Raw genomic sequence first — 13,442 nt, 5'->3', positions numbered from 1 at the left:
GCCACATAGCTATGTCCAAGCGCGTGAATCGAGAGAGTCGGCGACCTCTCCGCCGAGGGAAACGTCTCGATTCGCAGCGGTGCGTTGGGTAGATCTGGGCGATCGACCGCGATGTTGAGCTTCGGTCGTTTTTCACGTCACCGTCGAAACGCGTACTGTCGAGAGGGTGGACGTACCTTCCGTGTACAACTTAGCGGACGAATGCCGACGCAGTACGCCGGATCGCGTCGGTGCTCGTAATCGGTGTCCTTGCCCAATCCTATCGCTGAACGTATCTCTACCATCGATCTCCTCTACACGTACTGGCGGCTGCGGGCCGTCCCATCTTTTGCCCGTCACCGTGGCGTCGATTCTGTCCTCTCTTTAACATGATCCCCGGGACGGAAATCAGTATCACTGGCGCTAATAGACGAGTAATTATTTATACATCTAATTGGACGGGAAGGGGATTATTGCGCTGCATTTCCACAATTAATACGCGGTACGTGATACGGACGAAGGGGTGTCGGCGGAAACGATGTTCTCTCGCGAAGTCGGTCAGTCGACTTGCTCTTCGACAATAGACGGCCGAGGTCGCCTGCTACGAGGCAGTTCGATCACGAATCGAACGGCAGCTCCATCAGTTTGACGATGTTCCCGTTCGGATCGCGTAAATACGCGATCTCTCGTCCTTCTCCGACTATCTATGGGTCATCGATACAGCACTCCTCGTCCAAACGAGTATATCAGGACCGGATGTCGTCGACTTCGAGGCAGAAGTAGGGAACGCCGACGTCGTGCAGGGCTGCGGTCCGGTTGATGTTCCCGTTCGGCGGCGTGTCGTAGGCGATGAGTTCTATCGTGAACCCGTTCGCGTCGAGGACCTCCGACGCACGTTGCCGTCGTCCGTGATGTAGTTGAGCGTCCGTCCGGCGATCAGTCCGCTACCGTGCATGAGTCGGCCCCCGATCCGTTCTGATCATATTCGCGTGGACACTCCATACAAGACGATTTTTCACAACGGTGACGCGCGTTTGACGATATCTGTAGGTAACATTCGTCGTGGTAACCAATCATATATCGCCTCCTGTGGAAGCACGACTATGCCGAGGCGTCAAGCGTTCCTAGCCCTTGGCCTCACAGAGGGACTCCTCAGCGGGATCCTCACGTGGCTCATCGTGGATGCTCTCCTTCCCATCTCGTCAATTGCCGCAGCGAGTATAGGAACGACCATCTGTGTTCTGTTCTCGTTTGCCTTTTTCAAGGAATGGTCGGAGATCGATCGTTCGTGAGTACGGTATGCTGATCAAGATGGTTATTCCCGAGCGAAACCGTGTAATTGGAGCGTGTATATGAGGAATCTCGTATTCGCACAGTGGACGTCGGTAGCTGACTTATTAAAATTCTATTAATACTTGCCAGAATAAAATATATTTCGTCGGATGGTCTCTCTATCAGATAGTTGGGGAAATCCCCCAATCGATACGGTCCCAAAGTCGCTCGTACAGGTAGTACGTCACTGTCTTTACGAGATTCGTCGCGATACCAATATTAAGCGCGTCGCTCACATCCCCGACGATGAGTAGCGCGACACAGACCGTGACCACGATCATGAAGCCACGATAGCATACAGTCTTCGCGACAGCGCGTGATCGCAGTTGATACGGTTGGGTCAAGCGAAACAGCGGCCGCATGACGACCAGCACTATCGTGTACTATAAAAAATTGATGTTCGTCACTATATCACGGTTTCAAAACCGAAATTGATTTCTTGGTCTGTGCAGATAAAGATTCGGCTCCCTTTATGTGAACCTCACCGTCGGTATCGCCTGATCTAGCATGGAGTCAGTTCAAGTTTTAGTGGAGGACCTCCTCCAGAGGGGCATCTTCACGTCGCAGATCGTCATTCACAGCCCGGTGAAAGCAGGATCGGCGATATCGAGGATCGATATCGATGTACTACGTTTGCTAAGTGCTCACGGATGGCGAGTCGTTCGGGATTAAACACCCTATTGTTCTTCAAACTATCTCTGTGCTATCTTTGTCCAGAAAAGAGGGTGAGGGATTATTTTCACGAGAGCGGAACCATCTACGGCAACGGATAGGCAGTTACTGGCACGTAGAAAGGTAGATCCCGGTCAACTGTGCTTTCAGTCGCAGGAGGTTGTACGCTAGCATAAGTGTCCCGAGTAATGATTGGCTTACAGATCGACGATGATTGTTCCGTCTTCGACTCTGACAGGGTATTCTGGGAGTTTGACTTTCGGCCGCGAGAGACACTCACCCGAATTGACGTCGAACTCCCAGCCGTGCCATGGGCAGTTGAGAATCTCGCCCTCGCGGTCCCACTTAACGGCCACGTCGAGCGTCTCGCGATCGAAGCACGATGTCTGCGTCCCGGTCACGCGGCCCTCGCAGACAGGGCCGCCCTGATGTGGGCACCAGTTCAAATAGGCCCGGTATACTCCGTCGGTGAAGAAAACGCCGATCTCTCGTCCCTCTAACTGAACGACGAGGTGTTCGCCGTCGGCGAGTTCCCCCTCCTCCGCGACGACGTACTCGGTCATATACCCAGATCGAACACTTCGTTCGCGTTTCCGTGGAGTACCCGCGCGCGCTCCTCCGGGGAGAACATGTGGTGGAGGTATTTATTCAGCTCGCTCGGGTGCTCGAAGTCCCAGTGGGGATAGTCCGAAGCGAACATGAGCGACCGCACCCCGATAATGTCGATCATCTGTTGGAGGTGAGTCGGGTCCATCGGCTCGCCGAGTGGCTGTGTCGCGAAGTAGTAGGACTCCCGAATGTATTCCTCGGGCTGTTTCGTGAGTAGGGTGACCTCGCTTCGCCGCATTGCGAACTCCTTGTTGAGACGGAACATCATGTACGGTACCCACGAGATGCCGGCCTCGAGGAAGACGAAATCGAGGCCGGGGAACTTCTCGGGGAGTCCGTTGGCTAGTGTACTCGTCAGTGTCATCGTCTGGCTCCACAGGTGGGCGTTGACGTGGGCTTCGACGAATTTCTCGAACGATTGGTTGTGGCGGGGGAACTCGATGTCGAAGCCGCTGTTGGTCGCTCCGTGATAGACGATCGGCAGATCGTTGTCCTCCGCCGCCCGGTACATGATGTCGTAGGCGGGGTTGCCGAGCGGCGGGTTCGGCCCAGTCGACGTCAGAAATACCCCGACGATGCTGTCCTCGTTCCCGATCCGATCGAGTTCCTCGGCCGCCTTGTCCGGCTTCTGCGTCGCGACAGTCGCGAGCCCGTAATAGTCGTATTCGTCGAGGAACTGATCCAGCAAGAGATCGTTAGCGGCCCGCTGAAGGTGCACCGCCGTCTCGCTCTGTGAGAGCCGCGAGAGGTTCACGAACGCGTTTATTATCGGGTAATCTACGTGGAGCTCCCCGCAGAGTTCCTCCTCTATCTCCTGTGGGCGGAGGAGTTTGCGCTGTTCGATCTTCCCGCCGAGCGTCGGGTCCCATCCCGGACTCTTCAATTGGACGCCCTCTGCTAACAGGTAATCACTGTAGGGCTTATCGGCGTACTTTGCGAGATCCTCGTTCGGCGTCGTCAGGTGGATATCCGTATCGACGAGCGTTTCCTCTCTGAGGACATCTACGTTCTCGGCTTGAGCCATGCTGAGCGGTATCGCGGTACCATCCAAACGGTGTTAAAGTTACTGCTCGGGTCAAGGATTGAAGCGAGTCCACGAGACCGAACGGCGCCGATTCGCACCAGAACCGGATCATGCTAAATGAGAACGATGGACAAGGTATATACTACCGGAGGAGGAAAGCGAGTCATGGACACGCTCTCCGACGTTCGAGCGATCACGTTCGATTCGTACACGACCATCGTCGACATTGACTCGCAAGCCTCGGTATTAGCGGACCTAGTCGATGGAATGACGGACGCAGGATCAGTCTCGCGGTTCTGGCGGGCGCGGAACATGATGTACACCGTGATCGCCAACGATATCGACGCGTACCGGCCGTTTTACGAGATACAGGGCCTGTCGCTCCGTTATGCGCTCGAGTCGTACGGCTACGATGTCCCCGAGGAAGTACGAAACGAGATCCGCCGAACGGTGTACAAGGATCGTATCAGCGTGTTCGGGGACGTACGAGAGGGTATGGAGAGGCTCTACGAAGCAGGATATCCGTTATATGTCGTCTCGAATGGCGATCCGGTGATGCTTGATGCGATGGTTCGTCAAGCCGGTATCGCCGACATGCTAGAGGACAGCATCAGCGCCGACGAGGTCGAAACGTTCAAACCTGATGTCGAGATCTATCGACACACCGCCGCCCGAACGGGAACGCCGATCGACCGAATCCTTCACGTCTCAGGCGGCACCATGCGAGATATCTGGGGGGCGAAACACGCCGGGATGCGGACAGCGTGGGTCAACCGTGAGGAGAAGTTCTATCCGCCGGAGTATCTGGGTGAGGAACCGGATCTTATCGTCACGGACTTTCACGACCTCGCCGACCAGGTTGGCGCGTGAACGAAACAGCCGTCAGCGTCCCCTGGTGAGCAAGAATTATACGGACTCCCCAGCCAATTCCCGGACGAATACGTGATGTCGATTAGAACACCACGATCCCCGGCAGGAGTACGGTCCGTCCATGCTGTCGACGGGCGGCAAGTAGGGGTTCGATGGCGGCGCATCGCGCGGATACGGCAGCGAGTTGGCCTCTTGAGTACGTCTGCGGTTACGAGAGTACCCACCGGGGGAGCACCATGAAACGGGTCTCGGAACGAGAACTTTCCGGGCTTGGTGAAGCGTTCGACGTGGCAGTGCGCGACGAGGAGAGAGCAGAACTCAGAGATCAGGTCAACTCGATGCTGGCGGATCTCGACGCGATCGACAATGTCCCCGTTACGCAGGGAGGCATCGACGTGACCGATCGTTCGTGGAGTGATCCCGAGGACGATCCGCACAACGCGTTCAGCGTCCGTTGTCGTGTTTCTCCCACTGGAGGAGATGACGGACCCCTTGCGGGTGAGCGCGTCGGTGTCAAGGATATCATCGCTGTTGCGGGCGTCCCGATGGAGTGCGCATCGGAGGTGATGCAGGGGTTCGTGCCGGGGGTGGATGCTACCGTGGTGCGACGGATGCTTGATTCGGGCGCAACGATTACAGCGAAGACGAACCTCGACGAGTTCGCCGGCGCTCCTCACGGCGTCACGGCGTCGGACGGACCGACGACCAATCCATACGACGGCGATCGACTCGCCGGGGGTTCTTCGAGCGGAAGCGCGGTCGCAGTGGCGCTCGACGAAGTCGACATCGCCCTCGGGACCGATACCGGCGGGTCGATTCGAATCCCCGCGGCGTTCTGTGGCCTCGTCGGCTACAAGCCGACGTACGGTCTCGTCCCGCTGAGCGGTATCATCGAGAACACCTATACGCAGGACCACGTGGGACCGCTCTCGACGTCGATCGAAGAAACCGCGCGGGTGCTGGAGGCGATGGCGGGAGTTGACCCTGCCGATCCGGCGAGTCTCCAGGCGGCGGGCCGTAGCGAGTATCGAGTCGGTGGCTACGTCGACGCGGTCGAGGCGCCCCCGTCGCTCGACGATCTCGAACTGGGCATTCTCGAGCAAGGGACGGGTAATGGGATCGACGACGAAGTTACCGAGAGGACGCGAGAAACGGTGGATCGACTGCGTGATACCGGGGCGTCCGTTCGTCGCGTGTCGGTCGATCACTTCGCATACGGGAAGGCGATCAAGAACTGCCTCAGCTTCGCCGAGATGGCCGCTCACTGGCGTGCGGGAGGAGCGCCCTACCGTCGAGGAGGACGCGTCGACCCCGGCTTCCAGGTCAGCCTCGCGCGTCGAGCGAGCGCCGGGAGCGGGGAGCTCGGGACCTTCTATAAGAGCAAGCTCCTGGCCGGCGCGAAACTCATCCGAGATCTGAACGGGCGTCCGTATACTCGGGCGCAACTCGCGAGAGAACGCCTCCGCTCGGAGTTCGACGATGCGCTCGCGGATGTCGACGCGATCGTGCTTCCGACGGTGCCGTCCGTCGCTCCACGCGTTGAAGACGCGTTCGAGCCGGAGTTCGACTACGCGAGGAACACGCGAGCCGCAAACGTGACGCGGTTACCGGCCGTCACCCTTCCGAACGGTGCCGTCGACGGCCTACCGGTCGGCCTCCAGCTCGTGGGACGGGCGTTCGAGGATGACCTGCTTCTAAGCATAGCCGCGAGCATCGAGCCGCACCTCCCACAGACGTCGCCCGAGTGACCTCGTCGATTACCTAATGATATCGAGAGGAGAAGTCAGGTGCGTAGCGACTACGAGTGCCGCTGTCGAGGTGCGCGTACGATGATTATCGCCGCGGCCGATGATCGGCGTAAGAAGAGCGCGTCGTCGAGCGAGCGTGAGTGCTGATAGAGGCGTACGGCGGTTCACTCACCTTCTTCGAAGGTCACCTGTCCCCGCCGGATGCGATCCATATCAGCCCTCGCCTCCGTGCGCACTATTCCCAGGTCCACCGGATCGCCGGATCGGAAGTAACTGAGCGCCAGGATGGTGAGCAGCGCCGAGAAAGTCGCCGGTACCGCGGCCTCCAGAGTCCCCTGACCGAACAGTGCCGGCTCGCCCAGCCCGAACTGCCAGATGACGAAGACGATACCGCCGACGACGAAGCCGGGGAGGCCTGCGTCGCGCTTGGTGCCCCGCCAGAGCATCGAGAGGATTCCGGCGAAGAGCACCGACATGATCCCCATCCCGAGCGTGTTGATGGCGATAATACTGACTCCGCTGAGCGCGATGAGTGCGGCCCCGATGCCAAAGACGAGAATCGTCAGTCTCGTTACCTTCACGAGGTGGGCGTCCGTTACGTTTTCCTTCCCTCCGCGGTACGGGACGTAAAGGTCATTAACGAACGAAGTCGCCCCCGCGAGCAGGAACGAATCTGCCCCGCTCATCACCGACCCGACGGCGGCGGCGAGGAGCAGGCCTGCGATAGGCGCTGGCAGCGTATTCTTGAGCGTCCATGCGAACGCTAGCGAGGAGTCGATGTCGGCTCCCTGGGCGCTGGCGATCATCCCCGCTGCCGCCGTCATTACGCCGTACCCGGTGATGACGGCACCGGCGAGGAACGTGCCGATGATGGCGACGCGCCGGTTTCTCGCGGACCACGTGCGTTGGACCATCTGCTGCTGCGCTCCAGCGACCGTGATGTACATCAGGTACCAGGAGCCGATCTGAATCAGGCCGACGCCGAACCAGTTCATGTGACCCGACGGAACACCCCCCGTTATAGCGCCGACACCGCCGGCGTTCATTACCGCGATCGGGATCGCGACGAACATCCCCAGTATGATGATGACGCCGTGGAGCGTGTCGGCCCACGCCACGGAGTTCATTCCACCGTAGAGGGTGATGCCGACGAAGACGATAGTACTTAACCAGAACGCGACCTGGAGCGGGATGTCCGTGGTGACGGCGATGACCGACGCCATACCGATCGTCTGACCCGCCGTCAGTGCGACCTGTCCGACGACGGTGAACAGAGCGGCGAAGAACTTCGTGTAATCTCCGAACACCCGCCCGAGGAGTTCGGGAACGCTGACGACGTCGAACGAGTAGAGAAAGCCGATGAGAACGGTGATAGAGATCCAGGCCAACCCCTCGGTCATCGCGTACCACTGGGCACTGATGCCATCCAAGAACGCCCGCTGTGCGATCCCCATCGTCAGTCCGCCGCCCGCGAACGTAGCGAAGTACGTCATCGTGTATACCGGTAAGCTGAGATCCTTGCCTGCGAGGGTGAACTCAACGTAACTCGAACCGCTTCCCCGCCCGAACCACCAGGCTACGAGGATCGTTAACAGGAAATACAACCCCATGACGACGATCAAGGGGTCAGTTAGATTCGCCATCGAATCACTACTCCTCCAGTACGCTTATCGTTGCACTGACTCCGATTTGTGGTATGTTGTACCATGACGCTTCGGGGGTAGCTCTAGCAGCGCGATTCATTTTGATATTCGTGCGAGCAATATTTTCCTTAAGATATTTTCCTTAAGATATGCTACATCGGTCAGTGAGTCCCAGCTGAGAGGGCGATCGCTGTCACGTTTCCTCGTCTTCTTGGGCGACTATGGAGCCTCGTGTGCACGATGCATCGCCATCCCCCAAAATCGGCGCGCCGAATACACTTACTCCCGTTCGTCTTTTGATAGGAGCGTCGCCTCGAGTTCGGCCCTCACCTCGTCACTACTCGCTTCGAAAACGGTATTCCCGTTACGGTCTCTATGCCGACCGATCTCTCTGACTGGTTCGCCGTCGACTCTGATCTCCCAATCGTCTTCGTATCGTGTATCGACACCGACGAAGCGAATCGTCGCGTCGTATGCGGCCTCCAGGCGAGAGATTACATCGTACGTATAGACGCCGTCCGCAAACCGTGGCGGTTCGTAGTTCGGGAGTCCCATCGTCCGCCGGAGTTCCGCATTCTCTCGCCACCAGTCGGGTACGTCGTAGTTGGGTGGTTCGGACATTGGTCCACGATCTCAGGCGTTGAGAGTTGATGTAAATCGGATAGGTTGGTCGACTCACTCAGAGCCTTCCCTCCGAAGTACGGTGACGACCGGGCAGTCGGCATTCAGTAGTACTGACTGGGTGACACTGCCGAAGACCGCCTTCCCGATCGGCGTCCGCTTGCGCCCCCCGAGTACTAAGTACCGTGCATCCGTCGTCTCTGCGTACCGAACGATGCGCTTAGCGGCCTCGCCGATTAAGCCGACGGCCTCAAACTCGTCCGTCACCTCGCTCGCGATGTCAGACGCGATCTCGGCCGCGATTTCCTTGACTTCGTCCTGACCGGCAGGATGTCCCGTATCCTCCACGTTATGCTCTTCAATGTCCCGGAGTTCAGATTGACTGAGAACGTGGACGACGCGTAACTCGTCTTCGAACGCCTCCGCGAGCGTGTGCCCCTCCTTAACGATCGGTGTTCCGTGATCTGTCCGGTCGACCGCGACTACAATTGTCATGTGTCTCCGTCTGTGTTATTTAGAGGAGTACAAATAGCTAACGTCCTCTCACGAACCAGGCCCTCAGAAAGTTACATTATATCACTGTGTAGAATATGTGTCATACCTGCCGTCTCAACCGCAAAATGCCCTATGCTCGCACCTATTCATCCAGTAGTGCGGACTGTCGAGCCAGAGCGTTTACGCGCGCCGCGACGGCCGTCGCCATCGTTCGCGCCGCACCCCGCGTCCCGCCCCCGTATCCTGCTCCGTCCTCGCGGAGGGCGATAGGAGGGAATCGGCCACCCTGCTCGCGGTGCTCCTGTGAGCGAGGGAGGGCTAACCGCCCGACCAGCGGCAGAGTAACACCCCGTTCGTCCGGTTCCGATTGCTCGGACAGAACCCCAACGGCGGGATCGAGTGGAAGCCGACCGAGTACCGGGATCTCGAACTCCTCGGCGAGGCGCGTCCCACCCTCCCCCCCGAAGATCGCGTGTTCGTGCCCACAGTCGGTGCACGTGAAGCCGCTCATGTTCTCAACGACCCCCAGGATCGGCACGCCGTACTTCGCGAACATGCGCAGTCCTCGTCGCGCGTCGTCGACGGCGACCGACTGTGGGGTCGTGACGATCACCGCCCCTGTCACCGGCAGGTGTTGCACCAGCGAGAGTTGGGTATCGCCCGTCCCCGGCGGAAGGTCCACGACGAGGTAGTCGAGATCGCCCCATCGCACGTCGCCGAACAGCTGCTTGAGCACGTCGTCGACGATCGGCCCCCGCCAGATGATCGGATCGTCCTCGCCGACGAGAAAACCCATGCTCATTACCTTAACCCCGTGGGCTTCACGTGGGACGAGGTCGTCCCGGTGTGTCGTCCGCGGCGAGGCGTCAGAGAGGCCCAGTAACGCCGGCGCGTTCGGGCCGTAGATGTCCGCGTCGAGTAGGCCGACGGCCGCCCCCGCGTCCGCGAGTGCAACGGCGAGGTTCGCCGCGACGGTGCTCTTGCCGACCCCGCCCTTCCCGCTCGAAATCGCGATGACGTTCTTGACATCTGGGATGAATGCGACGCGCTCGCCCGCGTCCGCAGGGTCAGCCCGCCACCCACACACAACCGTCTCGACGCCGGGGACGGCCGTGGCCGCGTCGGCGATCTCCCCCTCGATCCGCGCGCGAATCCCCGCGTCCGGGACCGGAAGCGTGATCTCGACGTGCGCGACCCCGGCGGCGACGTCCACCGCCCCGATACCATCGAGTTCGGCGAGGTCGCCGAAAAGATCTCCACGGCCGATCTCGGCGGTGGCGAGCGCCTGTCTGACGCGCTCTGCTGTCGAACCGGGGGCGGGCTCCGTCATTCGTCGTCCTCGGTCGTCTTCGCGTCCGGATCCCACCGCTCGTGGCGACCGACCGGCCCGTCGACGTACCACGCGTCGTCCTCGCCGGGGGTGGTGGGCGGGGCGATGGGGCGTTTGAGCCACTTGGGTCGGCGCAATCCGTCCGGTCCCGGGGCGGGCTGCGTCTCCTCGAGCCACTCCCGGTAGATCTCGAACGCCCGGTCAGTGTCGACGTAGATGTCCCCGTAGTAGTCGTCCGCCTGTGCCGGGCGCACCGTGACCGTCTGGTGCCAGCAGTGCATCCCCGAGATCGGATCGGGATGCGGTGCGTGGGTGAGGTTCTGGGCGACGCCGCCGTCGGTCCACCAGACCCGCTCGCTGTCAGGGTCGGTGCTCTCGAAGGGCGTAATCCCCTCGGCCTGGCGCATCCCCCACTGATTCTCTTCCTGGTGAAGATCCACCGTCACCTTGCCGAACCCGTCTCCCCCCTCTTCGACGTCCGAGTCAGCCTCCTCGCGGTTGACTTTCCACTGGCCCATGTGGTGGGACATGGCGACGATCCCCGGCTTGATCGATTCGGTCACCCACACCTCGTTGACGAAGTAGCCGATCTCCGTCTCCACCCGACACAGATCGCCCGTCTCCAACCCCAGGCGCGCGGCGTCCTTCGTGTGAACCCACACCGGGTTGTTGTGACTGATCTCCTCGAGCCACTTCGAGTTCGACGAGCGCGAGTGGATCTGCGTCGGCAGCCGGAACGTCGGCACCAGCACCAACTCGCCGTTCTCGTAGTCGATGTTCTCGGGATGGACGTGCGATTTGAGGTAGTGCGGCAGCGTGTATTCCGGGGCGTCCCAGCCCCACTCCGCCAGCGTCTTGGAGTAGAACTGCTGTTTGCCCGTCGGTGACGGGAACCCCTGCTTGGGTTCGCCGTCGATCATCACGCCCAGCACCTCCGTCTCGACGCCGTCGAGCGTCTCTACAGCTACCGTATCATATTCGTATCCTCGATCGTCGTCGCTCTCGTGGTCGTGTTCGACACGACCACCGTTCGCCGTGACGGCGAGGGGCGCGTCGTCGAGTACGCGGTGGATCGTCCCGTACTCGTCGACCACTACGTCCGCCTGGTTCAGCACGTCGGGATCGAGCGGTTGTTCGTGAAGCTCGTAGTCGTTAGTCGAGGCTTCGAACGCCCCGTGGTGTTTCATGTACTCCAAGGGCTCCATGTCGTGGGCGGCGGCGACCTCACAGAGGCGGTCGTCGTGTTCGAAGACGTACTTGTAGTACTCGTCGACCGTCATCTGCACCGCCTCGCCGTCGTCTCCCTCCCGATAGGGTGACTCGAAGTACTCCCGGATACCGAGCTCGCCGTCCGGATCGAGCCGCCAGGAGAGGTCCAGCCAGAACTCGTCTTCCTCCCACACCTCCCCCGGATTCGCCTCGTAGGTCCGCTCGATCGCCTCGCCGTCGCGCTCGGCGTACTCGCGCAATACCGGCTGACGGTAGGTCACCCACGTGCCCGCGTGGGTCTCCTGGCTCTGGATGTCGTGGCGTTCGGGCGAATGGCCCATCGGGAGGACGTAATCGGCGAAGTACGCCGTCTCGTTCCACGTGGGAGTGAGCGCCACGTGCAGGCCTACCTTCTCCTCGTCGGTGAGCGCCTCGATCCACGAAAACCCGTCCGGATACGTATAGACGGGATTGAACACGCGCGTGAAGTACACCGACAGCTTCCCTCGACCCTCCTTCAGGAAGTACGGCAGCAGGAAGCTCATCTCGTAGTGGGCGAACGGGTACTCGACGGGGAGTTGGAGTTCGTCCCACAATCGCTGACGCGGGGGGTCGTTCGGCAAGTGCGGGTCATATTTGTGCCAGGCGTTCGGCGACGTCCCGCCCTTCGTTCCCACCGATCCGGTCAGCACGGAGAGGAAGTGCAGCGTGCGCGAGACCTGCCACCCCCCGAGGTTGCCCGAGGCGGCCGACCGCCAGATGTGACTCGCGAAGCGATCGCCCGCCACGCCGATCTTCCGCGCGACCGTCCGGATCGTCTCGGCGGCGACGCCGCTCTCCGCCTCGGCGTACGCGGGCGTGAACTCGGCGTACACCTCCCGAAGGATGCGGATGTACTCCTCGAAGGTGCGCGGTCGCTCGGGGTATTCGGCGTCGAGGAACTGCTGCCAGTTGACCCACCGCTCCATGAACGCGGCGTCGTACAGTCCTTCGTCGAGGATGACGTTCGCCATCGCCAGCAGAACGGCCGCTTCGCTTCCCGGCTGGGTCGGGAGCCAGTAGTCGGACATCGCCGCCGTGTTCGAGAGTCGCGGATCCAGCACGGCGAGTTGGCCGCCTTCGAGGATGCCCTCCATGATGCGCTGGGCGTGAGGGTTGAAGTAGTGCCCCGATTCGAGATGGGCAGACAGCAGCAGGATGAATTCGGCGTTGGCGAAGTCGGCGCTCGGCCGGTCGTACTTGTGCCAGAAGGCATAGCCCGCACGAGCGCCCGCCGAACAGATGTTCGTGTGGGAATTGTGGCCGTCGAGGCCCCACGCGTCGATCACCCGATCCATGTACTCCTCGTGACCGGGCCGGCCCACGTGGTAGGTGATCTCGTTTTCCCGATCATCGGTGATGGCCTCACGCATCGCCCCGGCGATGTCCTCGAGCGCTTCATCCCAGCCCACCCGCGTCCACTGGCCGCTGCCCCGGGGCCCGTCCCGCTTCAGCGGATGGAGGATGCGCTGGGGGTCGTTGATCTGGTTGACGGTGGCCGGCCCCTTTGCGCAGTTGCGCCCGCGGCTGCCCGGATGCTCGGGGTTGCCCTCGATCTTGCGGATCTCGCCCGTCTCCTTGTTTATGTACGTCAGCAATCCACAGCCCGCCTCGCAGTTGAAACAGGCCGTGGGTACCAGTGAGTACTCCGTGGGCTCACCACTCGAATCGTACTCGGTCCAGTCGTGCCACTGGCTCGGCTCCGGGTAACTCCCGAGGTGGCCCTCGGGGGCGATGGGATCGACGCGGTCGGCGTCGGCCTTGCGGCGCTGGCGTTGTTTAGTCGTCTGTTCGGTGCGATTCGAGAGGAGACCGAGCTTCTCGGCCACCCGCTCAATGCGACTCGGAGTGAAGTCCTGTCCCATGATCTA

The 13,442-nt window shown here is 60.7% G+C and carries 10 protein-coding genes; 2 read left to right on the top strand and 8 right to left on the bottom strand.

The features are described from left to right. Positions 1-1,433: 1,433 nt before the first annotated feature. The 3 genes from P1K31_RS17320 to P1K31_RS17310 form a co-directional block, all read right to left on the bottom strand. Positions 1,434-1,673, bottom strand: coding sequence for a DUF2061 domain-containing protein (locus tag P1K31_RS17320; RefSeq protein WP_276306569.1), 240 nt, complete (start codon positions 1,671-1,673; stop codon positions 1,434-1,436). A 507-nt stretch (positions 1,674-2,180) separates the two neighbouring features. Further along, on the bottom strand, positions 2,181-2,546 hold the full coding sequence (locus tag P1K31_RS17315; RefSeq protein ID WP_276306568.1) for a Rieske (2Fe-2S) protein: 366 nt from the start codon (positions 2,544-2,546) through the stop codon (positions 2,181-2,183). Continuing rightward, a complete protein-coding gene (locus tag P1K31_RS17310) occupies positions 2,543-3,616 on the bottom strand; it encodes an amidohydrolase family protein (RefSeq protein WP_276306567.1) in 1,074 nt (357 codons plus the stop codon). Before P1K31_RS17310 ends, P1K31_RS17315 begins: the two co-directional genes overlap by 4 nt. A gap of 165 nt (positions 3,617-3,781) precedes the next feature. On the opposite strand from P1K31_RS17310, the gene P1K31_RS17305 reads away from it, so the two are divergent. After that, complete coding sequence (locus P1K31_RS17305; RefSeq protein ID WP_276306566.1) at positions 3,782-4,486, top strand: haloacid dehalogenase type II; 705 nt, start codon at positions 3,782-3,784, stop codon at positions 4,484-4,486. 236 nt (positions 4,487-4,722) lie between these two features. Beyond that, a complete protein-coding gene (locus P1K31_RS17300) occupies positions 4,723-6,234 on the top strand; it encodes an amidase (RefSeq protein ID WP_276306565.1) in 1,512 nt (503 codons plus the stop codon). Between the two features lie 164 nt (positions 6,235-6,398). Here the strand turns inward: P1K31_RS17300 and P1K31_RS17295 are convergent, their stop codons facing one another. The 5 genes from P1K31_RS17295 to P1K31_RS17275 form a co-directional block, all read right to left on the bottom strand. Continuing rightward, positions 6,399-7,877, bottom strand: a complete 1,479-nt coding sequence (locus tag P1K31_RS17295) for a sodium:solute symporter family protein (protein WP_276306564.1) — start codon at positions 7,875-7,877, stop codon at positions 6,399-6,401. Between the two features lie 279 nt (positions 7,878-8,156). After that, on the bottom strand, positions 8,157-8,498 hold the full coding sequence (locus P1K31_RS17290) for a hypothetical protein (RefSeq protein ID WP_276306563.1): 342 nt from the start codon (positions 8,496-8,498) through the stop codon (positions 8,157-8,159). Positions 8,499-8,552: 54 nt separating this feature from the next. Further along, positions 8,553-8,993: a universal stress protein gene (locus tag P1K31_RS17285; protein WP_276306562.1), complete on the bottom strand. Its 441-nt coding sequence runs from the start codon at positions 8,991-8,993 to the stop codon at positions 8,553-8,555. 142 nt (positions 8,994-9,135) lie between these two features. Continuing rightward, complete coding sequence (locus P1K31_RS17280; RefSeq protein ID WP_276306561.1) at positions 9,136-10,323, bottom strand: Mrp/NBP35 family ATP-binding protein; 1,188 nt, start codon at positions 10,321-10,323, stop codon at positions 9,136-9,138. Next, positions 10,320-13,436, bottom strand: coding sequence for a molybdopterin-dependent oxidoreductase (locus P1K31_RS17275; protein ID WP_276306560.1), 3,117 nt, complete (start codon positions 13,434-13,436; stop codon positions 10,320-10,322). The genes P1K31_RS17280 and P1K31_RS17275 overlap by 4 nt, the downstream gene beginning before the upstream one ends. Positions 13,437-13,442 lie beyond the last annotated feature (6 nt).

The sequence above is a fragment of the Halomarina halobia genome, assembly GCF_029338575.1.
GTDB lineage: Archaea > Halobacteriota > Halobacteria > Halobacteriales > Haloarculaceae > Halomarina > Halomarina halobia.
Note: the sequence above shows the minus strand (reverse complement) of the source record. Positions and strands in the feature narration are given on the sequence as shown.